The organism is Nocardia sp. NPDC003963 (assembly GCF_053605105.1).
In genome coordinates this window covers 1823648-1845853 of sequence record NZ_JBSGIP010000001.1, presented here as the reverse complement: position 1 = coordinate 1845853, position 22206 = coordinate 1823648, and the positions used below count along the sequence as shown (strand labels likewise).

Genomic DNA, 22206 nt, shown 5'->3' with positions numbered 1-22206 from the left:
TCACGCTTCCTTCGGTGGAGGGGGCGTACGCAGTCCACGACGTTCGAGGATCGGCACGACTTCGGCGACGAAGAATTCGAGTTCGGGCGAGTAGTCGTAGAACCCGATCTGTACACCGTGGACCCCGGCGCGATGCAGGCCCTCGAGCTGGTCGGCGACCTCCACGGGGTTTCCGACGATCTGGATATGCCCGCCGACCACGCGATCCGCCGGGACATGTTCGGGCCAGCCCTGGGCATCGCCTGCGCGGTGCCGGGCGTCGTAGTTGACGATCGACCCGGTATCGGGTGCCGCCGCGATCGCCTCGTACGCCGCGATCGCTTCGTCGTGAGTTTCCCGGCAGACGATCATCGGGAAGACGATCGTACGGTGGTGTCGGCCGGTTTTCTCGTACGCGTCGTCGATCTCGGTGGTGATGGCGGGTATCGACTGCATTGCTTTCTCGTACGGAGCGCCCGACTTGCTGGAGGTGAAGATGATGTCGGAATGTTTCGCCGCGTACTCGAAACCGGCGGCCGAGGCGCTGGCCGACACCATGATCGGGCGTCCGAAGGCCGGCCGGGGCGACACATAGGCATCTTGCAGGTCGTACCACTTGCCGTCGAAGGTCAGATTGTCCGCGCCGAGCCAGAGATCTTCCATCACCGAGGAGAATTCGTCGGCCCGCCGATAGCGCTCGTCGTGTTCGATTCGTTTCATGCCGAACATCAATGGCTCGCGGGCGTCGTATCCCGTGACGATGTTGAGCCCGAAACGGCCACCGGCGATATGGTCCGCTGTCGCCGCGAATCGGGCGAGCATCAGTGGATGCCAGGATCCGTAGAGGACATGCACGGTGGAAATGGTGATGATTCGCGAGGTGACCGGAGCGAGCGCGACCGTGGAAATGAATGGGTCGAGGAAGTTTTCGCGGTAGTTGGATTCACCACCGAAACCACCCTTGCCGACCCATTGCTGAAGCCCGAAGACGAAATCGAAGCCGGCTTCCTCGGCTCGGGTGGTCAACTGCCGATTGAAGTCGAAATCCCATCGCGTTCCGCGGGGCAGCAGCGATTGGGAGAAGCCGCCGGTCTGGGTCGGGAGGAAGAGTCCGAGCATCAGTGGCTGACGCGCCGCCTCGGAGAGCGGACTGTGCGGGTCCTCCAGCGGAGACGGTGCACGATTGAGCGGGCGGGTCATGTGAAACGTTCTTTCTTCTTCAGGGGTTCGACCGGCGCATCGCCGGATCACGCAGCGTCGGGCAGCGGTCTGCCTTTTGTTTCCGGCCCGATGACCGGGGTTACCAGAGCGCCGATGCCGTAGGCAGCACAACCGATAACGATGGCTGCCGCCGCGATGGATCCGAACGCCGTGATCAAGGCGGGTGTCACCAAGGCCCCGATCGCGGCAGGGAAACGCGCGAGATTGAACACCACCGACATCGCGGTGGCTCGAATATTGGTGGGGAACAGTTCGCTCGGATACAGCGCGAGCCAGGTCATCTGACCGAGGGTGAAGAAACCGTTGGCGAAGGCCAGGACGATCAATTGTGTTCTGTTGTCGGGTACGAGGAAGAACACGGGCGTCATGATCACCGAGCCGGCGAAGAAGGCACACAGCACCGGCTTGCGGCCGAGCACATCGGTGAGCCACCCCATAGCCAGATAGCCCAGAACCCCCGCGGCGTTGTAACTCACGACGACCAGCGTCATGGAGGTGGCGAGATCGTCCACCTGTCCGTCCATCACCGAGCGGGCGAACTCCGGCACCCAGGTCGATACCGCCCACCAGCCGAGCATGGAAGCCAGAGCGGCGACCAGGAGTCGCCACACCTGCCTGCGCCGTGCCTGGTCGGAGAACAACTGGACCAGGTGTGCCCTCGCCAGGATCCGGGTCTCCGGTGCTATATCCGCCCCGGAGTCCACCAGATCCGCGACCCGTCGTCGTTCACGATCCGCCCGTTTCCACAGTGCGGAGTCCTCGACATTGCGCCGGACGAAAAGGACCAGTAGCGCCGGAAGGACTCCGATCGCGTACATCCAGCGCCAATCGCCGGAATTGCCATTGTTCACCAGCTGCCACAGCCCGGTCGCGAGCAGGAACCCGACTCCGAACCCGCTCTGCAGGAACGCGATACGACGCCCGCGCGTCTGCGGGGACGCGGTCTCGGATACGAGGGAACTGCCACCGCCCCACTCGGCGCCCATACCGAGCCCGGTGCAGAACCGCAACACCAGCAGCACCGCGTAATTCGGCGAGAGCGCCGTCAGACCGGCACAGACGGCGTACCACAGAATCGAGAACATCATGACCCGGCGCCTGCCGAACCTGTCGGCGAGTGTGCCGGACACCAGGCCGCCGATGGCCCACGAAACGAGAGTGACCGCGAGGATGCCACCCACGTAGAGCGGCGCCGTCCGGGAGGTTCCGGGTCCGACCAGGTCGTTGACCACCAGGGCGGCGACGAGCACCGTCGCGAACGTCTCGTATCCGTCGAACATCCAGCCGAGGTACGCGCCGACGAACGCATTCCGGCGCTGGGTTCCGGTATCGGTAACCGTGTCGGCGGCCGGAGGCGATTTCGTCGTCACAACGGGCTCTCGGTGGTCAGAGTGGGGAACCGCGCCGACAGGAAATCGACTGCGGCGACGGCGACATCGTGATCCTGTGCCGAGTTTCCACCACTGATGCCGATACCACCCACCACGACTCCACCGTCCTCCACGATGTGGACGCCGCCGCCGATCGCGGTGAAATGACCGCCGTTGGTTCCGTCGATACCCCAGGCCGGCGCCCCGGGCTGGGAGACCTGCGCGTAGAACGTCGTGTGATTCCGTGCCCCGGCGGCGGTGAACGCCTTGTCGATCGCGATCGAGATGCTGGTGGGCTTCGCGCCGTCTTCGCGTACGAAGGCCGCCAGGTTGCCGCTTTCGTCGGCCACCGCGATGCACATCGCGACACCGATCTCGCCGGCTCGGCGCCGCGCCCCTTCCACGAGAATCTCCGCTTCTTCCAGGCCCAATCTCCGAATGGTCTGCATCAGTTCGTCACTCCGGAATTCGTTTCGACGGCCGGTAGGTCCGGCCATGTCTGGGTTATCTCGGCTATGGCATCCAGGACCGCGGCGGGTGGCGCGTCGAACGGGGCGGCCGGTGCGCCCAGCGGCCTGCCGATGGCCCGCATCGCGGCTTTCGCGAGCGGAAGCAGACCGTGACCCGCCCACGCGGCCGGCAGGCGGGCGATCATCGACTGGGCCCGGCCGGCCCGGGCGAGATCGCCCGCGGCGACGGCATCGCGGATCTCCGCGCCGACGAGCGTGAAGGGCGGCGGCATCATCGCGCCCGCGCCGCCGCTGAGGAGGATGGCCAGCATCGGTTGTACGGTCCCGAGATACTGCGCATGACCCGCGTCCTGAATTTCGGCGACCGCGCGCAGGTTGCGCGATATATCGCGTGAGCTGTCCTTCAGCGCCACGACACCGTCGACGGCACAGGCTTCGACGATGAGATCGAAGGCAGGGTCGGCGCCGAGTCCCGGCTGGTGGTACAGCACGAGGGGCAGCGGGCTGCGCTGCGCGACCTGCTGAACATAGGACAGCAATTCGTGCCGCCCGGGAGTCCCGCCCCAGGTCCGCTGTGGCAGCAGGAGCTGGCCGAACTCGGCACCTGCCGCCGCGGCGATCTCGGCCAGCTCGACGGCCTCCGCCACCGTGGGGGCGCTGATGCCGGCGAGGACCCGGGTCCGGTCCCGGAGAGCGTGAACGGCTTCCACGAGAAGTTCGCGACGCTGAGAGCTGGTGAGAGCCCGATATTCCGATACTTCGGCCCCCAGCACGCTGACCGCGTCGCAATGTCCGCTCAGGAAGTCGTATTCGTCTTCCAGTAGATCGTGGTCGGGGTTGCCGTCTTCGGCGAACGGGGTCAGCAATGCGCCGACGACCCCTGCCAGCGGATTCATATTCACTCCTCGATGTAGGTCGGTACCGCGGCGGATGACGTCGACGTCAGCCGGAACGCGGGCTGCCCAGTGCGGTGATCGCATCACGCGCCGCGCGCAGGGCCACTAGTGCGGAATCCCGGTCGACCCGATGGTGGGGACCCACCAGGGTGAGTGCTGTGGTGCGCAGACCGAACTGGTCGTACAGCGGAATGGATACTGCCGATGCGTGGTCGACGAACGCGTCGACCGTATGAGCGAAACCGGCCGAATGTACTGCTGTGATCTGCTCTTCGGGAGCCACCGCGGCGCCGGCGGCCCGAAGAGATTCTCGCTGTTCGGCCGTGGTCGCGAATGCCAACAGGACAAGATTCGAGGCGCCGTCACGCAACGGCAGCCGACTGCCGACGCGAATATCGGCGCTGACCACCCGGTCGCTCTCTGCCCGCTGCACGATCAGCCCGGCGTCGTTGTCGAGTGCGGCGATCGTGGCGCATTCGCCGGTGGAAGCGGCCACCCGTTCGAGAACCCGCTGGACTTTCTCGCCCAGCCCGGATTGCCGGAGGGCGGCCTGTCCGATACGTACGGGCAGCAGGCCCAGGTGATAGCGGCCGAGGGCGTCCTGTTCGACCCATCCGGAGGCCACCAGGGTCGAGAGCTGTTTGTGTACCGTGCCGCGCGACGATCCGAGCAGCTGCGCCAGCTCCGAAACTCCCACCGGTGCCCCGCACTGCGCCATGACCTCCAGCACCCGCAGCGTCTTGAGACTGGAACTCAGAACGTGCGGTCCGGACTCGGCCGCTGACGTATTCGATACGGATACGCTGTCATCAAACACGATACGAAGGTTGGTGGTTCGGCGGTATCCCAGCAACGGTTGGGGGTCACCTGATCCGTACTCTTGACGGCAAGGCGTTTCCGGTGTTAAAGGCTGCCGAACTCATCGCCTTCTGTCGTTCGGAACCGGTCGGCCGCAAAATGCCCGCGTTCGATCGATGTCATCGCGGCACCACCGCGTGATCCGGGCGGCATGCTCTACCGACGGAAGTTGCGGCAGGGAGGACCGGGAGAAGCTCATCCGCTGAGGGAATTCGGCGGATCGGATACGGTGTCCGTCGGTGCTCGCCGGGCGAGGCGGAGTGCCTGCGCGCTCTTCTATGCTGGGGCGGTGAGCCGTGGTGAGCAGGCAAGAGCGGAGATTCTGGATGCCGCGGAGCGTTTGATCGCGGAGCGGGGCGCGCAGGTCCCGCTCCGCGAAATCGCTGTCGCCGCGGGCCATCGCAACAATTCCGCGGTGAATTACCATTTCCGGAACCGGCAGGAACTCATCCACGCGGTGGTCGAGCGGCGACTGGAGCCGATGGAGCGCGACCGCGCGGTCATGCTGAAAGCGCTCGGCGATGACGGGCGCGGTGATGTCGAGGCACTGCTGCGGATTCTCGTCGTTCCGCTGATGTCGGTCCGGAGTCGGTATTACGCGCGGTTTCTCCAGGCGGCGGCACTGTATCTGCCCACCGATCTGGACGGGACCCAGGGTTCGGTGTGGCCCGAGGTCCTGTACGAGCTCGCCCGGGCGATCCCGACGGCGGATCCGGCGGCGAAGCGGCGCCGGATCGACGGGGTCGGGACGGCCATGTTCGCGCTACTGGCCGAATGGGAACGTAGGGCGGCCGCCGCGCCACCGCCGCCGACCGCGGCGGCGGAGGTCGTCGTCCTGCTCGCCGCGATGCTGTCGGCGCCGGTTCCGTAGGTTTCGGCCGGCCCGAGCGGCGCGGAGTGTCGTCGCGGTGGAATCGCTGGGCCGCTGTGGTCAGCCCGCGGTTTTGCCGTTGTCGACGAGGTGGACCGCACCGTGGACGGCGGCGGCGTCGTCGCTCGCCAGGAAGGCGATCACCTTCGCGACATCGGCGGGATCGCTCATCCCGCGTGGTGCGGCAGCACGCATCACCAGGCCGAGGTCGGCATCCTCGGGCAGCGTGAATCCGGTGACCTGCGGTGTCGGCATACCACCGGGGCATACCGCGTTGACGCGTAGCCGGTCGGCGCTGAACTCCACCGCCAGCGCCCGCGTCAGCCCGATGAGGCCGTGCTTGGCCGCGCAGTATCCCGCCGAATAGGCCTGCCCTTCGACCCCGGCGATGGATGCCACATTGACGATGTTGCCGCCGGCGTCCAGTAGATGAGTGAGGGCGGCGCGGCACAGGTGGAACGGGCCGTCGAGATTGACCGCGAGGTCGTGGCGCCACTGTTCATCGGTGACCTCGGTGGTGTGGCGCATGCGGTGGAAGCCCGCGACGTTGATCAGCGCGTCGAGACGCCCGAAGTGTTCGACGCATTGCTCCACCACCGAACGGCAGGCCTGCGGGGTCGATATATCCGCCACCGTGAACCGCCCGCCGGCCGCGGCGGCGAAGGTGTCCGACAATCGCTGCTCGTCGCGCGCGACCCCGAATACCGACGCGCCCCGGCTCGCCAGCAGTTGCGCTACCGCCGCTCCGAGACCGGACGACGCTCCGGTCACCAGCACCACTTTGTCCGACATATCGCTCAATTTCCGCTCCTGTTCAGCTGTGCTCACCGGGCGCCGTTTCGTATACGGCACTCGTATCGCTTCGGTTCGCGCCGGTGCGCGGCCTCGCCGGATGCCGGTGCGTTCCAGAACTCTGGACAATTTAAGCAGAAATGCTTAATCTCTGGGCGAGCGGTCGGGAGTTGCCGAAACTCGGTGACCGGGCGTCCGGTGTGTGGTCGCGCGAGCGTCCACACCGCCGGCGCCGACCGGGCGCGACCATCGGTAACCGGGTGGAACAGGAACGATCATGACCACTGATGCGGACGTCCGTTCGATCGATATCGGAGCGCGCCGGACGCGGTACGCCCGGGGCTGGCACTGCCTCGGCCCGGCCGCCGGCTTCCGCGACGGCAGACCCCACTCCGTACAGGCTTTCGGTACGAAACTGGTGATCTGGGAGGACAGCACCGGCGCACTGCGGGTGCTCGACGCCTACTGCCGGCATATGGGCGCGGACCTGTCCCGGGGGACGATCAAGGACAACTCCCTCGCCTGCCCGTTCCACGACTGGCGGTGGGGTGCCGACGGGCGTTGCACAATGGTGCCCTACGCGAAGCGGATCCCGAAGCTAGCGCGCACCCGCACCTGGATCACCGCCGAACAGAATCTTCAGCTGTTCGTGTGGAACGATCCGGAAGGCAACCCGCCGTCGGCGGAAGCGGTCATCCCGGCCATCGACGGGATCGGTACCGACCGGTGGAGTCCGTGGACCTGGGACTCCGTCCTCATCGAAGGCTCCAACTGCCGCGAGATCATCGACAACAACGTCGATATGGCCCATTTCTTCTATATCCACGGCGCCTACCCCGTCTATTTCAAGAACGTGTTCGACGGCCATGTGGCCACCCAGCTCATGCATTCCCGGCCGCGCCCCGATATCCAGAAGGTCGAGGACGCGCTCCTGCGTTCCGAAGCCTCGTATTACGGGCCCGCCTACATGATCAACTACCTGCACAACGATTTCGGTGGCAACACCGTCGAAGTCGTCCTGACCAACAGTCACTACCCGGTGACCCAGGACTCGTTCGTCCTGCAATGGTCGGTCAGTGTCCAGCGGATCCCGGGTATGTCCGCGGACGCGGCCGGTAAGCTCGCCGCCGCGTTCTCCGGCGTCTTCTCCACCGGCTTCCTCGAGGACGTCGAGATCTGGCGCAACAAGACCCGGATCGACAACCCGCTGCTCACCGCCGAAGACGGCCCGGTGTATCAGCAACGCCGCTGGTACGAACAGTTCTATGTGGACGTCGCCGATATCACCCCGGATATGACCGCCCGATTCGAATGTGAAGTCGATACCCGCCACGCGCACGAGGAATGGAAGAAGGAGGTCGCCGCCGGTCTCCGCCGAGCGGAAGCCCGTACCGGCCGCTGACCTCGCTGCCGGAGGAAGATGCCGGCACGGACAACCGCACCGCGGGCGAATCGCGGTGATCAGACCAGGCATTCACCGTTGCGCGCCACGACCCGGCCGCGCTTGAGCACGAGACGGTCCACCGGCCGCTCGATGATGGTCTGGACATGCGTTTCGCCGGGTAGCAGCACGAGGTCGGCGTAGCAGCCGACTGCGAGGCCGTACGATTCGGCGCGCATCACCCCGGCTCCGCCGTAGGTGGCCAGGTCGAGCGCGATCTCGAGTTCGTCGTCGCCACTGAGACGGCTCCGGAACGCCACGAGATACGCGCGGTTCAGCACGTCGGGACGGTTGAAGGGATTCCAGGTGTCGCCGATGCCGTCGTTGCCCATACCGCAGGTGACGCCGGCTTGATGCAGGCGCTTCACGGGCGGGTTGGGATGCGCGCCACCCGGGCCGTTGCTGGTGATCGAGATGCGGTTCTCGGCGAGCTCTTCGATCAGCCGGTCCGCGTACGCGGCCTCGATATCACCGAGGAAGTTCGGATGGCTGATCACCGTGCGATCGTGCCAGCCCAGTGCCTTGACGCGCTCGATGATCAGCTCGCACGTGAACGCGCCGAGTGTGCCGACCTCGTGGAAGTGGATATCGACGTCCTTGTCGTACTTCTCCGCGAGACCGAAGATGACATCGAGGTGCTTGACCGGGTCGCGATCGTAGTAGGCCGGGTCCATTCCGCCGACCGAATCCGCTCCGTTGCGCAGCGCTTCCTCGAGCAGTTTCTCGACGCCCGGGGTGACGAGCAGGCCGCTCTGCGCGAACGCGACGATATTGATCGTGAGCGCGCCGTCGAGTTCCGCCCGGGTCTCGAGGACACCGTCGAGGCCCTTCAACTGCGCACTCGGGTCGATATCGACGAAGGTGCGTAGGTGGGTGGTCCCGGCCGCGATCGACGCGCGCGCCTGCCGGGCGGACTGCACATGATGGTCGAAGTCCGGCCGCTCGCGGTAGTCCTGGCCGTCCTGGATCATCTCGGCCCACGATCGTCCCGATCGCCGGCTGTACCAACCCATTCCGAGGGTGCATTTGTCGATATGGGTGTGCGCGTCGGCCAGTCCGGGCAGGACCAGGAGCCCGTTTCCGTCGATCACCTCGGCGTCCGGAGTTTTCGCTGCCAAGGCCGTACCGATCGCGGCGATCCGTTCGTCCTGGACGAGGATGTCGACGGGTTCGCTGGCGAGTGGACGGACGTTCTGGATCAAGATTTCCTGCACGGGTCTTCCCTCCGATAGGGGATGGATATTCGCGCCGGCCGGGCGCAGAGGCAGTCTATGGACTAACCAGTCCATACATTAACTCGCCCGTTACTCGCATGCAAGAGTGCCCACGCGCCCGTTACGGAGGCGTGAATGTCGCGGGGGGACGGAACGACAGAGGCGGTCCGGCACCGCTGGTGCCGGACCGCCTCTGTCGGCCTGCGGGCTTGTGGCCCGGCCGGTATTCACTCCTGGCGGGGCTGCCGCGGGTCGGTCGTGAGATAGCTGACGACGAGATCGCCGATCATGGCGCGGTAATGATTCCGGTAGTCGGGATCGCGCAGGTCGCGCCCGAACAGGGTCCGGAAGGTGTACCGGTTCGCCACATGGAACACGCAATAAGCGCTGATCATCATGTGGACGTCCAGGGGGTCGGCCCGGCGGACGAAAACGCCCTGTGCCCGGCCCCGTTCCAGGACTCCTTCGATCACCCCGAGCGCCGGCGTGCGCAGGTTGCCCAGCATCTCCGACTTCTCCAGATGCTGGGCTTGATGGACGTTTTCGATCCCCACCAGCTTGAGGAGGTTCGGGTTGGCGTCGTGGTGGTCGTAGAGCAACGCGGTGATACTGCGGATGGCCGTCACGGGGTCGAGCCGGTCGACATCGAGCCCGTCCTCGGCCGCCTGAAGGGCGAGGTAGGCACGTTCCAGGACGGCGATGAACAGCTGTTCCTTGCCGCCGAAATAGTAGTAGACCATGCGTTTCGCGGTGCCGACCTGGTCGGCGATCCGGTCGAGGGTGGCGCCGGTGTAACCCATCTGCGCGAATACCTCGGTTGCCGCGTCCAAGATCTCTTCGCGCGTTCTTTCCTTGTCACGCTTGCGCGTCACCCCTGATGACACCACATCTCCTTCTCGACGTATCCGGGCAATGGTAGGTGCTGCGGGCGGGGGTCCGGTGAGTGGCGGCAGGGCCGGCTTCGCGGCCGTCGTGCGGCCGGGTGGCCTTCGCTCGCCCTCGTGCCCGGCGCCTCCTTCGCCGGCGGGGTCGCCGATCCGCCCGCCGGAAAAAACTTCCGGAAAGGGACTAGCGGTAGGTGACGGAGGACCCCATAATGGACTAACTGATCCATACATAACCGATCAGTTGTCACTCTACTCTTCGCGCGCCAACGATCTGGGACAACGTCGCCCAGCCGCCGGGCGCTTCAGCATCGAACGCACAAGGCTCATCGCATATGAACGATAATCCCGCGTCGACACAGTCGGCCAGCGCGCTCACACCCCCCTCGCTCCAATCGGAGAAGGAACGTCGGAGAGATATCCGGCGAGTCCTCATCGGAGCTCCGATGGGAACCATGCTCGAATGGTTCGACTTCGGGCTCTACGGGGCAGTGTCTGCCATCGTCCTGCCGCAGGTGTTCTTCCCTGGGCTCGACCCCGTGGCCGGCACTCTCGCATCGCTGGCCTCCTTCGGTGTCGGATTGGCAGCCCGGCCGCTCGGCGCCGTGGTGTTCAGCCATATCGGCGACCGCGCCGGCCGGAAACAGGCCATGGTTATCGCGATCATCCTGATGGCCACTGCCTCTCTGGGTATGGCTGTTCTACCCGGCTACGACTCCTGGGGGCTCTGGGCGCCGCTGGTGCTCGTCGTCCTGCGATGTCTGCAGGGCCTCAGCCTGGGCGGGGAATCCACCGCCGCCCAACTGATGGCCATGGAATACGCCCCACCGGGGCGCCGGGCCTTCTACGGCTCGCTGGTCAATGTCGGCGCTCCGCTCGGCCTCGGCCTCGTCTCGCTGACCCTGGTCGCCATCCGCGGCGCGGTCGGTGAGGAAGCGTTCATCGACTGGGCGTGGCGCATCCCGTTCCTCATCGGTTTCGTCATGGCGATCACCGGCTTCGTCATCCGCCGCTATGTCAACGAGACGCCGGTGTTCGAGGAGTCCAGGAAGAAGCAGGCGCCCATGCGCCGGCCGATCATCACGATGTTCACGAGCTACCCCCGGACCGTCACCCGGCTGACCCTGCTGTGGGCCGCCAATGTGGCGACCGCCTATATCGTCAACACCTATTCGGCCGCCTACATCACCAAGAACCTGGGGATGTCGTCCCAGACCGTGTTCACCCTCGTCCTGACGGCGACACTGCTCGGCGCGATCGCGACGCCCACCGGTGGATACCTCGCCGATCGGTTCGGCCGGAAGAAGGTCCTCTACGCCGGTACGATCATCAGCCTCATCGGTGTCGTCGCCTACTTCCCGTTGCTCGATACCGAGGTCTGGCTGCTGATGGAGCTCGGCATGATTCTCGCGCTGAACGGGCAGGGATTGGCATTCGGTGCCCTGGGCGCGGTACTCGCGGAACATTTCCCCACTCCCGTCCGGTACTCGGGACACGCCGCCACGTACACCCTCACCAACCTGGTCGGCGGTGCGGCGACACCGTTCATCGCGGCCTGGCTGATCGATGTATCCGGTACGACATGGAGCATCGTGTCCATCTTGATCGTCGGCTACACCGTGAGCCTGACCATGATCTTCCGGACTCCCGAGACCCGGGATGTCGATTTCTACGCGGACGAGATGAACATCGTCGCCGCGAAATAGGGCACGGGCGGGCTGCCGGTGATGCGATACCGCGAGCCGGCCCCGCCATCCCTCGATCGATTCCACCAGACCCGTACGAGATGGCCGAGGTTGTCGCCGTGTACAGAGAAGACCGCATGCGGGAAGTCGTCGACCTGTCGGCGAACGCGATCGGCCGGCCGGGCCGCGCTCCGTTCGCCGCGATGGTCACCCTCGGCGGGTCCCCCGTCGGGATTGGATACAACGACGTCGGAGAATCGGCCGATCCCACAGCACACGGCGAGATCTCGGCGATCAGAGCGGCCTGTCGCACACTCCGGCGTACCGAACTGGTGGGCTGCGAACTCTACACCTCGTGCGAACCGTGTCCGCTCTGTACCGCGGCGATCTCGATGACAGGCATTTCTCATGTGTACTACGCCGTCGGCCGGACCGGGGCACGGGCCCTGATCGGATCACCCCGTTCGGGCCGCCCGCCCTTGATGCGGATCGACCGGGTTCTGGCCGATATCGCGTCACCGATTTCCGCGCGCAGCGCATCGGCGTCCCAGCACCTGGAAGCGGAAGCCTCGACGGTACTCAGGTCGTGGGCGGAGACGCGCTGAGACCCGCGCACCGATGCGGCCGATATCGAGCGCGCCGGGCACGCCCGCGTACCTCCGGAAACCACTGTGCGGAAACACCTGTCGATATCCACGAACAAACGGAAAGGAAGGTGAGTGCCATGCCCTCGGTTCTCGTTCTCAACGGTCCCAATCTCGATCTCCTCGGTAGCCGCGAGCCGGGTCACTACGGCTCACAGACACTTCAGGACGTCGAACGACTGTGTCGCGGCGCCGGGGCGGATCTGCAGGTCGACGTCGACTGCCGGCAGTCGAATCACGAGGGCGAGCTGATCGACTGGGTACACGAGACGGCCGAGGGGCTGCGTGCCGGTACGACCCTCGGCGCTGTGGTCAATCCGGGTGCCCTCGCCCATACTTCCATCGCGCTTCGCGACGCGATCGTGGGCGTACAGCTGCCGGTGATCGAGCTGCACATCTCGAATGTGTATGCCCGGGAAACCTTCCGGCACCGATCGTTCATCGCACCGGTAGCGGCCGGTATCGTCGCCGGCCTGGGCATCGATGGCTACGAATGGGCGCTGCGCGCGCTCGTACGCGCAACGGCGCGCCTCGGATGAGCGCCTCGACCGCCCCGCGAGCAAAGGCGATCGCGACGGTATGCCTCTCGGGCACACTCGAGGACAAGCTCGTCGCGGCAGCGCATGCCGGTTTCGACGGAATCGAACTGTTCGAGCCGGATCTGCTCGGATCGGAGCTCGCACCCGCACAGATCCGGGCGAGATGCGCGGAGCTCGGGCTCGATATCGTCCTCTATCAGCCCTTCCGGGACCTGGACAGCACCGATCCCGATCGCTTCGCGGCCAACCTCCGCCGATTCGAACACAAACTCGAGATCATGGCGACGCTGGGGACGGACACCGTTCTCGTCTGTTCCAGCGTCGGTGCAGATGCCGTGGCCGACCCCGGCGAGCTCGCTCGCCAGCTCGCCGCGGCGGGCGATATCGCCGGGCGGCGCGGTATCCGTATCGCCTACGAAGCACTGGCCTGGGGACGTGAAGTCAATACGTGGAGCCGGTCCTGGGACGTGGTCCGGCGCGCCGCGCATCCCGCGGTCGGCCTGTGTCTCGACAGTTTCCACATTCTGTCGCGGGAGCCCTCCATCGACGGTATCGCCGGCGTGCCCGGTGAGAAGATCTTCTTCCTGCAGCTCGCCGACGCCTCCGCGAAGGAGGGGGACGTCCTGCAGTGGAGCAGACACCACCGGCTCTTCCCCGGGGAAGGGTCGTTCGACCTACCCTCCTTCGTCCGTGCGGTCCTCGCGACCGGATACACCGGTCCGCTGTCGCTGGAGGTCTTCAACGACGTCTTCCGGCAGGCCGCCCCGGTGCGCACCGCCGTCGACGCGATGCGGTCCCTGCGCGTGCTCGATATGGCGGTGGCGGGCACAGATGCCGCGCCCGCGGCCGTGCGGGCGGCATTCGTCGAGGTTTCCGTCACCCCGGACGTTGCCGGGCCGGTCCGGAACGCGCTGTCGGGATTGGGATTCGCCCGAGCTGCCACGCACCGGTCCAAGGACGTCACTGCGTGGACCCAAGCCGATGCGGCGGTCCTGCTGACCGTTTCCGCCGATTCGAGTTCCGACAGCACGGCATCGCTGGCGGCGATCGCCTTCGAGATCGAGGCGCCCGGGGAAGCTGCCGCGCACGCGCGGGCCGTACTCGCCGACCCGCTCCCTCGTGTCGTCGGTCCCGGGGAATCGCCCCTGCCCGCCGTTTCGGCACCGGACGGCACCGCCGTGTTCTACGTCTCCGGCGCGGGGGGCGAATTCGACTGGCGCCGGGATTTCGTCGCGACCGGCGTGACCGGGGGCAGTCGCGGTATCACCGGAATCGATCACATCTCGACCACCCCGCCGTTCGACAGGTACGCCGAATCGCTGCTGTTCTACCGCTCCGTCGCCGCGTTGACCACGGCGGACGTCTCCGAGTACCCGGGTCCGTACGGTCTGGTGCGCAGTACGCTGCTCCGCGGTGCCGCGGGAACCGGGCCGGGCGTCGCGCTCGACGGACCGCTGCTGCGGCGGGGAAAGTGGAGTCCCGGAGTGCGGACGCCACAGCACATCGCGTTCACCACGACCGATATCTTCGCCACCTTGTCCGCGCTCGGGGACGAGGCGCCGATGCTGCCGATTCCCGACAACTACTACGCGGATCTCGCCGCGCGCTTCCAGCTCGAGCCGCGGTTACTGCGGGAGCTGCGCCGGTACGGCATTCTCTACGACCGCACCGGTACCGGCGAATATCTGCACGCCTACACCACGGTGTTCGGCGGGCAGCTGTACTTCGAGCTGGTGGACAGACGTGGCAACTACCCGGGTCGCCCCGCGGCGAACGCGCCGATTCGGATGGCCGCACACGTGAACGCCCGCCGCGGCCGGCCGGCCGCGGCCCGGGAGACGGTCTGAACGTATCCCCCGATCCGCCGAAGCCTCGGCGGTACGCGGTGTCCGGCACAACGCCGGAGCCCGGTCACGCACGCTCGTCCGGTACCGGACGAGCAGCGGCCCCCTTGGACAGTAGATATCGCATCGCCCGGAAGTGAGCGCACCTTGGCCGTAACCGAAACTGCCCGTACCGATATCGATGCCCCGGCCCGTATCGAGGCGCCGTCCGCCCCGGCCTTCCTGTGCGGTCTCGTCGGATCGGGGATATCGCGATCGCTGACACCGACCCTGCACGAGGCAGAAGGGCGCGCGCACGGCGTCGGGTACGTGTACCGGCTGCTCGATATCCGGGAACTCGGCGGCATCGAAGCGCTTCCCGAGATAATCGGCGGCGCAGTCGGTTTCGGATTCGATGGGCTCAACGTCACGCATCCCTGCAAACAGGCGGTGGTACCGCTGGTCGATGATCTGACCCCGGACGCGCGTTTCCTCGGTGCCGTCAACACCATCAAGATCCAGGGTGGCCGACTGCTGGGGGCGAATACCGATTGGACGGGTTTCGGACGCAGTCTCGACGCGGGCCTCGGTGACACCCCGATCGGCCGAGTCGTCCAACTCGGGGCCGGTGGCGCGGGCGCCGCGGTCGCCTATGCGACTCTCGTGCGGGAGCCGGCGGTTTTCACGATCATCGATATCGATCGGGACAGATCGCGCGCACTCGCGGAGCTGCTGTCCGAACAGTTCCCGCAGCGTGTCATCGTCTCCGGTGGCGTGGCCGACCTGCCCGCGGCAGTGCGCGCGGCCGACGGGCTCGTCCACGCGACGCCGATCGGCATGGCCGCGCACCCCGGGACGGCCCTGGACGCCGCACTGCTGCGACCGGACCTCTGGGTCGCGGAGGTCGTCTACAGACCCACCGAGACCGAACTGCTCCGCCGGGCGCGGGCGGTCGGGGCACGCACGATCAGCGGGATCGGAATGGCTGTCGGCCAGGCGGTCGACTCGTTCCGGATCTTCACCGGTCTCGAACCCGATACGGCGCGGATGACCGAACATATGCGCCGAGTGCTGTCCGCTGAATAGGAGCGTGCGCGACCGCTGTTCCAGCTGCTCCGGGAGGGCGGATCCGGCGAGTTCGACAGCCGGTACCCCGCCTGCCGTTCGTCGTGAAAGTGGTTCCCGCCGTGGCGATCCGGCGATCTCCCGCACTACACCTGTGCCTCGGAAAGGATGTACTGCGGGGGTTTCGGTTCCGGTACCCGCGAACAGCGCAGTTCCTTGCGCACTTGTGTTCTGCCGCCGCAGTAGGCAGGCTGGCCGATCGTGCGGTGCGCCGGTTTTCCGATGGCCGGGCGAGCACGATCGGGTGGAGGGTATTGAGGTGTTGACGGCGAAGCTGCCGGATTCGATCGAGGTCTCGGAGGGGGTTCCGCAGCGTAGCGGCCGGTCGTGGCCGGCGCCGGTGGCAGCGGTGGTCGGCGGTGCGGTGTTGCTGGGGTGGCGCGCGACCGAATACGGCAACTGGATCGTCGACGACGCGGGTATCACCTTCGCGTACGCGCGCAGTGCCGCCGCGGGCCTGGGCCCGGTGCTGCAGCCCGGTGCGGCGCCGGTCGAAGGGTTCTCGAACCCGACCTGGCTGCTGGTGCTGATGGTGGGCAAATGGTTCGGTCTCTTCGATCGAGGTGCCGTTTTCGGTATTCCCGACTATGCCCTCTATCCGAAGGCGGTCGCGCTGATCTGCTGTGCGGTGATCCTCACCGCGTGCTACGCCGCCGCGCGACGGGTATCGCGGTGGCCCGCGCTGACGACGTTCGCGACGGGCGCGACCCTGGCAGCGATCCCCTCCTTCGTGATCTGGTGCTTCTCCGGCCTGGAGAACGCGTTGTTCGCCGCGGCGGTATGTGTGCTGGCCGTCCACTTGTTCCTGGCGGTGCTGGACGATCGGTTGTGGACGCCGGTGGTGGCGGTGATCGCCGGCGCGCTGGCGGCGTTCGCCGCGTTGACACGTCCCGACGGCCTGATCTACCTGGCCGCGTACCCCGTGGTCGCGGCGATTCTGATGCGGCGCACGACGCTACCCGTGGCGCTTCGATGCGGACTGTATTCGGGACTCGCGTTCGCGATTCCCTTCGGGACCTATCTGGTGTGGCGGATCATCGAGTTCGGCAGGGTCGTGCCGAATACCGCGGTCGCCAAACATCAGTCGCCGCCGTCCCCCTACGACCTCATCAGGGCCGGCGAACTGGTGCAGTACGCGGGGGTACTCGCGGTGGGCGCGGCCGCGGCGATGATCGCGTTCTCGCTGTGGCCGCCGAGCAGGTGGCGTGACGGTGCCGTCGCACTGCTGGTGCCACTGGCGTTGGCGGTGATCGCCTACTGTGTCCTGGAGCAGGACTGGATGGCGCAGTTCCGGTTCGCCACCCCGGCATGGACGCTGGGCGCGGTCGTTCTCGTGCTCTCCGCCGGGCAGGTGCTGTCGAGGCTGCGCAGCCAGGGCCGAGCGCTGGTCGTGCTGGTACTGATCGGTGCCCTGATCCCCTCCGGCTGTGCGTTCGCCGCGGCATCCGAGTCCTATAGTGCCGACGAGGATGTACCCGTGTGCTGGATCGCCCTTCGATTCGGGCGCCTGTTCAACGGTTACGCGGATATCCTCGGTATCCGGAACGGCACCCTGCTCACCCCCGATATGGGTGGAAGTTCGCTGACCTCGCGGCTGCAGGTGATCGATATGGCCGGGCTCACCCATACCCGGATGGCGGACATCATCTCCGGCGCGGATCGCACCACCTTCGGAGACTATGTGTTCGAGGAGCTCCGGCCCACCTTCGTGCATTCGCACGGGCCCTGGCTGGAGAACAACATCACCACCGACCCGCGCATCACCCGCGACTACTACGTCCTGCAACGATCCCAGGATCCCGCCGTGCCGGACGAGGACTGGGTCCGCAAAGACGTTGTGCGCGACGAAGGACAGCTCCGGCAACTCCGCGACTACGCGGGCGCGGCCATCCCGCCCCTCGTCGAGAGACAGATGACGGTCGGTTGCGGACCGACGCTGCGTCCGGGCCAGACCCTCCGGGACTGACCGGTTCCGCGGCGCGCGGGAGGAGTGCGGGAGTCGGTCGGTCCGGGGTCGCACTTCGCGCCGACCACGCCGCATCGTCACGGCTCGAGATACGCGGCGAGGTTCGTCAGCGACGACATGATCCCGGCCGCGTGGTCCCGGGCGCGAATCCCGTCCGGGACGTTGCGCGCCTCGATCTCGACCACGGTGCCTTCCTCGGCACCGTGGATCCGCCACTCCATCTGCATCGTCGCCTGCAATGCCGGATCGTCGGATTCGAAGTCGACCTCCTGCACGACGCGCTCGCCCGGAACGAGCTGCGCGATGCGGACTTCGGCGATATCCGAATCGGCCGATGTCTTGCCGGGGGAGAGGGAAGCGTCGTCGTAGGTCAACACGAGGCGGTACGAACCTCCGGGACGCATATCGAAACGTTCGAACCGGCCGTGCATCCCCTCGGGCGGTAGCCAGGTGAGCAGTGCGTCGGGGCTCACCAGGGCCTGGAATACCGCGGCCGGGCCGAGATGGATCAGGAGGCTCGCACGATCCGTTCTGCTCATCCCTCGACCCTAGGCGTTCCGCTCGTCGCCGGTGTCCCGGATCCGGCGCACGTTCGTCACGTGTTCCGCCACTCGGCCGGGCCGGAGCCGGTCTGTGCGCACGGTGGCCGCGAGGAGTGCGACCGCGCCCAGGGCGATCGTCGCGTACGGCCACCATCGGCGATCGGCCGTCGTGACAGTCGGTTCCGCCGCCGCGGTGGTTGTGCGGGGCAGCGCGTCGGTCGCCGATCGCACATTGTCGGTGATCCCCGCGACGACCCCGCCGACGGGCCCGACACCCTCGACGAGCTGTCCCGTACCGTCGGTCAACGCGCGCCCGCCGTCGTCGAGCAGCACGAGACCGTCGCGGAGCCGGCGGGATCCGTCGGCTGCCGCGGTCATACCTGCCACGAACTCGGCATCCGGGTCGGTGAGTTCGTAGGTGAGCCGGCGGGCGCCGTCGCGTAGCAGGGTGAGCTGTTCGAGAGTGTCCGGACCGAGCCCCTGGGTGTTCAGCGTGTCCACGAGAGTGCGCAGTTGTGCCGCGGTGCCGCGGGCCGCCGGGTCCGGTGATACCCCGAGCGTGTCGGCGACGGACGTGAGTTGCGCGATCACTCCATTCTGGATATCGCCGAATCCGAGGAGCCGGCCGACGACCTCGTCCACTCCGGCGCTGATCTGGGACGCGCCGTCGCCGAGCAGGTGTACACCACCGTTGAGCTGGTCGAGTCCGGTCGTGAGTTGTTCCCCGCCGTCCCGTGCTTGCCGGAGACCGTCGGCGAGCAGATGGGCACCGTCGTCGAGCTGGTGGCTGCCGTCGGTCAGTTGCCCGACGCCGCCGTCCAGCATTGCCAGCGGTAGTCCGGCCCGCTGCAGGTTGCTCCGGGCCGCGCCGAGGCCGTCGTCGGATCCGCCGGACTGCTCCGCGGGCCGGTCCACGGTCACGGTTGTTTCCGGGACGTCGAGGTAGGCGAATATCGAACCGGTCGCGAGGAAGGCGAGACCGGCTACCGCGACGGAGAGGGTGACAACACGTGAACGCACGATCGCCGACAGTAGTGTTCGTCATTGTGGATTCTCTGAGGCCCGATCCCGCGCCGGCGAGCAATGAGCGCACCGACCGCGCAGCTCCAGCGTGTGGCTGATCTCGGTGAAGCCGGTCGACCCACTCCTCGACGATTTCGATATCCAGGACCGTGCTCCTTCCCCATCTCCGGCAGATCGGATGATGCCGATGGTGCGGGCCGGCGCCGGAATGGTGGGCCGCTCGTGGGCCGGGTACCGGCTCGGCTCGGCCGGTGCTCAGCCGCGCGTACCGAGTGGGACCTTCGTGCCGAGCAGCTCGAGTGCGTTGTCGCGCATCACCTTCCGGGTGTCCTCGTAGGAGAACTTCGGGAACTGCGGGATATCCGCGGTGAAGGTGGTGGGATCGGCGAGCCCCTCGCCGTGGGGCCAGTCCGATCCGAACAGGATCTTGTCCACGCCGATGGTCTCGGCGAGCAGTTCCACATCGTCCTCGTAGTACGGCGCGATCCACACGTTGTTCCGCAGCTGCGCCACCGGATCCTCGGTGAAGTGGTAGGGCGCCGTATTCGCCGCCTTCTTCAGTCGTTTGATCAACCGGTGCACGAAGTACGAGCCGTTCTCGATGCTGACCACCTTCAGCGCCGGGTGGCGGGTGAACACCTGGTGCACGATCATCGAGGCCATCGTGTCGTGGATCGCGCGGTCGTCGAGCAGGATCTGATCGAGCGGGTCCTTCTTACCGAACCCCTCGAAGGTCGCCTTACCACCCCACAGCGCGGCGATGGCGAGGTAGCCGCTGTCGGACAGGTGGAATCCCACCGGCACACCGGCTTCGGCCAGGCGGGCCCACACCGGATCGTGCCGCGGATCGCCCAGGGAACGGGGGCCGGTCACTCCCGGCACGGGTGCGGGGCGCACCAGCACCAGTTTCGCGCCGCGCTCCAGGACGAAATCGACTTCGGCGACAGCGGCTTCCGGGTCGGCGAGGGAGATGATCGGTGCCGAGATGAACCGCCCGTCCGGTCGATCGAACCCCCAATCCTCGTCCAGCCACAGATTGAACGCGTGCAGTGACGCCATGGTGGCGGGGATATCGTGCTTGAGCGCCTCCTCGACGCCGCAGGCGAAGGTGGGCAGCATGAAGACCGTTTCCAGCTTCTGCCGGTCCAGGACCTGAACCCGCGCGTCGCGGTTCTGGTACTCCGGGTGGTCCGGTAGCCGGTCGAGTTTCATCAGCGATCCCGGATCCACCCCGTCGGGAATCTCACCGCGGAACAGCAGATCGAGGCAGCCCGGTTCGACGATCGGATCGAAGGTCGGATTGGGGACGAAATGGTTGACCTTCTCGCCCATCACCGCCAGCGTGCGCCTGCCGCTGGTGACCATCTGCACCCCGCGCGTCCGGAACTCCTTGGGCAGATGGCGGGTGAACGCGTCCAGCGGTTCGTAGTAGTGGTTGTCGACGTCTACGGCCAGATAGTCCAGTGTCGTCATATTCGTATCCTTTCGGTCCGGTCGGCCGAGTTCCCGATCGTCGGGGGACCGCTATTCGGCGGCGGTGTGTGCGGTGGCTGCCTCGATCTGGCTGCGGAAGGCCGCCAGTTTCTCTGTGGCACTGCTCTGGTGCCGGCTGCGCGCCCTGATGCTCACATCGTGATCCGCCGAGGCCGCGCGCAGCGCGCCGACGGTCGCCTTCTCTCGCGGTACGTGCGTGAAGGGGTCGAACGAGTACCACTTCATGGCATTGAGGTGGGTCATCTTCTGGATCTCGTCGTCGGTGACGTTCTCCGCGCCGAATACCGAGTTCAATTGCTCCGGTGCTCCCGGCCACATCGAATCGCTGTGGGGATAGTCCATTTCCCAGGCGATATTGTCGATGCCGATCTCCCGGCGCAGCCGGACGCCGATCGGGTCGCTGATGAAGCAGGTCAGGAAGTGCTCACGGAAGACCTCGCTGGGCAGTTTGCCGCCGAAGTCCTGCATCGTCCAGGTGGAGTGCATCTCGAAGGTCCGGTCGACGCGTTCCAGGAAATAGGGAATCCAGCCCGTGCCACCCTCGGACAGCCCGATCTTGAGATCGGAGTACTCCTTGACCGGGCGCGACCAGAGCAGGTCGGCGGCCGCGGAGACGATATTCATCGGCTGCAGCGTGATCATCACATCCGGTGGCGAATCCGTGGCGGGGATGGAGAGTTTGCCGGACGAGCCGATATGCACGTTGAGTACGGTGTCGGTGTCCACCAGGGCTTTCCACAGCGGGTTCCAGTAGCCGTCGTGGAAGCTCGGGTAGCCCAGCGCCGCCGGATTCTCGGTGAAGGTGAGCGAATGCACGCCCTTCTTCGACACGCGGCGGACTTCCTCGGCGCACAGTTCGGCGTCCCAGATCACGGGCAGCGCCATGGGAATGAAACGGCCGGGGTAGGCGCCGCACCATTCGTCGATATGCCAGTCGTTGTACGCCCGCACCAGGGCCAGCGAGAAATCCGAATCCTCGGTGGCGAACAGGCGGGCGGCGAAACCGGGGAAGGACGGGAAGTTCATCTGCGCCAGCACACCGCCGGCGTTCATATCCTGGACCCGTTCGTCGACGTTGTAGCAGCCGGGGCGGATCTCGTCGAGGCCCTCCGGTTCCAGGCCGTATTCCTCTTTCGGGCGGCCCGCGACGGCGTTGAGCGCCACGTTCGGGATCACCCGGTCCCGGAATTTCCACATATCCGCGCCGTTCTCCATCCGGACCAGGCGCGGTGCGTCGGCGGCGTACTTGGCGGGCAGGTGGCCGGTGAACATATCGGGTGGTTCGATGATGTGGTCGTCGACGCTGATGAGGATCATCTCGTTCTTGTCCACGGAGGTACTCCCTTCGAGCCCTTTACTGTAAGTAGAA

20 protein-coding genes are annotated in these 22206 nt (G+C 66.4%); 8 read left to right on the top strand and 12 right to left on the bottom strand.

What is annotated here, in order from left to right; genetic code table 11:
* The 5 genes from ACWEWT_RS08585 to ACWEWT_RS08565 are packed head-to-tail and all read right to left on the bottom strand — an operon-like array spanning position 1 to position 4753.
* A complete protein-coding gene (locus tag ACWEWT_RS08585; RefSeq protein ID WP_452557587.1) occupies positions 1-1179 on the bottom strand; it encodes an LLM class flavin-dependent oxidoreductase in 1179 nt (392 codons plus the stop codon).
* A gap of 47 nt (positions 1180-1226) precedes the next feature.
* Positions 1227-2570 (bottom strand): MFS transporter, encoded by a 1344-nt coding sequence (locus ACWEWT_RS08580; protein ID WP_452557585.1) that lies wholly within the window; start codon positions 2568-2570, stop codon positions 1227-1229.
* The gene (locus tag ACWEWT_RS08575) at positions 2567-3019 is read right to left on the bottom strand and encodes a GlcG/HbpS family heme-binding protein (RefSeq protein ID WP_452557583.1); all 453 of its coding nucleotides are present in this window, start codon (positions 3017-3019) and stop codon (positions 2567-2569) included. The genes ACWEWT_RS08580 and ACWEWT_RS08575 overlap by 4 nt, the downstream gene beginning before the upstream one ends.
* Entirely contained in the window at positions 3019-3936 is a 918-nt protein-coding gene (locus tag ACWEWT_RS08570) for a dihydrodipicolinate synthase family protein (protein ID WP_452557581.1), read from the bottom strand. Before ACWEWT_RS08570 ends, ACWEWT_RS08575 begins: the two co-directional genes overlap by 1 nt.
* 46 nt (positions 3937-3982) lie before the next feature.
* Positions 3983-4753: an IclR family transcriptional regulator gene (locus ACWEWT_RS08565; protein ID WP_452557579.1), complete on the bottom strand. Its 771-nt coding sequence runs from the start codon at positions 4751-4753 to the stop codon at positions 3983-3985.
* A gap of 330 nt (positions 4754-5083) precedes the next feature.
* Between ACWEWT_RS08565 and ACWEWT_RS08560 the strand changes: the two genes are divergently transcribed.
* Positions 5084-5665, top strand: coding sequence for a TetR family transcriptional regulator (locus tag ACWEWT_RS08560; RefSeq protein WP_452557577.1), 582 nt, complete (start codon positions 5084-5086; stop codon positions 5663-5665).
* 60 nt (positions 5666-5725) lie between these two features.
* Here the strand turns inward: ACWEWT_RS08560 and ACWEWT_RS08555 are convergent, their stop codons facing one another.
* A complete protein-coding gene (locus ACWEWT_RS08555; protein WP_452557575.1) occupies positions 5726-6466 on the bottom strand; it encodes an SDR family NAD(P)-dependent oxidoreductase in 741 nt (246 codons plus the stop codon).
* A gap of 268 nt (positions 6467-6734) precedes the next feature.
* Between ACWEWT_RS08555 and ACWEWT_RS08550 the strand changes: the two genes are divergently transcribed.
* Entirely contained in the window at positions 6735-7859 is a 1125-nt protein-coding gene (locus ACWEWT_RS08550) for a Rieske 2Fe-2S domain-containing protein (protein WP_452557573.1), read from the top strand.
* A gap of 59 nt (positions 7860-7918) precedes the next feature.
* On the opposite strand, the gene ACWEWT_RS08545 is transcribed toward ACWEWT_RS08550, so the two are convergent.
* Both ACWEWT_RS08545 and ACWEWT_RS08540 read right to left on the bottom strand, forming a co-directional pair.
* Positions 7919-9112: an amidohydrolase gene (locus ACWEWT_RS08545; RefSeq protein ID WP_452557571.1), complete on the bottom strand. Its 1194-nt coding sequence runs from the start codon at positions 9110-9112 to the stop codon at positions 7919-7921.
* 227 nt (positions 9113-9339) lie between these two features.
* Entirely contained in the window at positions 9340-9996 is a 657-nt protein-coding gene (locus ACWEWT_RS08540) for a TetR family transcriptional regulator (protein WP_452557569.1), read from the bottom strand.
* Positions 9997-10442: 446 nt separating this feature from the next.
* Here ACWEWT_RS08540 and ACWEWT_RS08535 point away from each other — a divergent pair, with 446 nt between their 5' ends.
* From ACWEWT_RS08535 to ACWEWT_RS08510, 6 genes are all read left to right on the top strand, one after another.
* Positions 10443-11702 (top strand): MFS transporter, encoded by a 1260-nt coding sequence (locus ACWEWT_RS08535; RefSeq protein WP_452557566.1) that lies wholly within the window; start codon positions 10443-10445, stop codon positions 11700-11702.
* Positions 11703-11818: 116 nt separating this feature from the next.
* Complete coding sequence (locus ACWEWT_RS08530; protein ID WP_452557564.1) at positions 11819-12286, top strand: nucleoside deaminase; 468 nt, start codon at positions 11819-11821, stop codon at positions 12284-12286.
* A 119-nt stretch (positions 12287-12405) separates the two neighbouring features.
* Positions 12406-12864 carry a type II 3-dehydroquinate dehydratase gene (aroQ, locus tag ACWEWT_RS08525; protein ID WP_452557562.1) on the top strand — a complete coding sequence of 153 codons (459 nt, stop codon included), beginning with the start codon at positions 12406-12408 and terminating at the stop codon, positions 12862-12864.
* Entirely contained in the window at positions 12861-14711 is a 1851-nt protein-coding gene (locus tag ACWEWT_RS08520; RefSeq protein WP_452557560.1) for a TIM barrel protein, read from the top strand. The genes aroQ and ACWEWT_RS08520 overlap by 4 nt, the downstream gene beginning before the upstream one ends.
* A gap of 174 nt (positions 14712-14885) precedes the next feature.
* Positions 14886-15773, top strand: a complete 888-nt coding sequence (locus tag ACWEWT_RS08515; RefSeq protein ID WP_452557710.1) for a shikimate dehydrogenase — start codon at positions 14886-14888, stop codon at positions 15771-15773.
* 298 nt (positions 15774-16071) lie between these two features.
* Complete coding sequence (locus ACWEWT_RS08510; protein ID WP_452557558.1) at positions 16072-17778, top strand: hypothetical protein; 1707 nt, start codon at positions 16072-16074, stop codon at positions 17776-17778.
* Between the two features lie 77 nt (positions 17779-17855).
* Here ACWEWT_RS08510 and ACWEWT_RS08505 read toward each other — a convergent pair whose 3' ends face one another.
* The 4 genes from ACWEWT_RS08505 to ACWEWT_RS08490 all read right to left on the bottom strand — a co-directional run bounded on the left by ACWEWT_RS08505 (position 17856) and on the right by ACWEWT_RS08490 (position 22169).
* Positions 17856-18317: an SRPBCC domain-containing protein gene (locus tag ACWEWT_RS08505; RefSeq protein WP_452557556.1), complete on the bottom strand. Its 462-nt coding sequence runs from the start codon at positions 18315-18317 to the stop codon at positions 17856-17858.
* A gap of 9 nt (positions 18318-18326) precedes the next feature.
* On the bottom strand, positions 18327-19340 hold the full coding sequence (locus tag ACWEWT_RS08500; RefSeq protein ID WP_452557554.1) for a hypothetical protein: 1014 nt from the start codon (positions 19338-19340) through the stop codon (positions 18327-18329).
* A 258-nt stretch (positions 19341-19598) separates the two neighbouring features.
* Positions 19599-20816: an amidohydrolase family protein gene (locus ACWEWT_RS08495; RefSeq protein ID WP_452557552.1), complete on the bottom strand. Its 1218-nt coding sequence runs from the start codon at positions 20814-20816 to the stop codon at positions 19599-19601.
* 51 nt (positions 20817-20867) lie between these two features.
* The gene (locus ACWEWT_RS08490; RefSeq protein ID WP_452557550.1) at positions 20868-22169 is read right to left on the bottom strand and encodes an amidohydrolase family protein; all 1302 of its coding nucleotides are present in this window, start codon (positions 22167-22169) and stop codon (positions 20868-20870) included.
* Between the last annotated feature and the right edge of the window lie 37 nt (positions 22170-22206).

Coding starts and splice junctions, on each gene's coding strand:
- ACWEWT_RS08585 (WP_452557587.1), bottom strand. CDS start 1,179: ATGACCCGCCCGCTCAATCGTGCACCGTCTCCGCTGGAGGACCCGCAC.
- ACWEWT_RS08575 (WP_452557583.1), bottom strand. CDS start 3,019: ATGCAGACCATTCGGAGATTGGGCCTGGAAGAAGCGGAGATTCTCGTG.
- ACWEWT_RS08570 (WP_452557581.1), bottom strand. CDS start 3,936: ATGAATCCGCTGGCAGGGGTCGTCGGCGCATTGCTGACCCCGTTCGCC.
- ACWEWT_RS08550 (WP_452557573.1), top strand. CDS start 6,735: ATGACCACTGATGCGGACGTCCGTTCGATCGATATCGGAGCGCGCCGG.
- ACWEWT_RS08535 (WP_452557566.1), top strand. CDS start 10,443: ATGGGAACCATGCTCGAATGGTTCGACTTCGGGCTCTACGGGGCAGTG.
- ACWEWT_RS08530 (WP_452557564.1), top strand. CDS start 11,819: ATGCGGGAAGTCGTCGACCTGTCGGCGAACGCGATCGGCCGGCCGGGC.
- aroQ (WP_452557562.1), top strand. CDS start 12,406: ATGCCCTCGGTTCTCGTTCTCAACGGTCCCAATCTCGATCTCCTCGGT.
- ACWEWT_RS08520 (WP_452557560.1), top strand. CDS start 12,861: ATGAGCGCCTCGACCGCCCCGCGAGCAAAGGCGATCGCGACGGTATGC.
- ACWEWT_RS08505 (WP_452557556.1), bottom strand. CDS start 18,317: ATGAGCAGAACGGATCGTGCGAGCCTCCTGATCCATCTCGGCCCGGCC.
- ACWEWT_RS08495 (WP_452557552.1), bottom strand. CDS start 20,816: ATGACGACACTGGACTATCTGGCCGTAGACGTCGACAACCACTACTAC.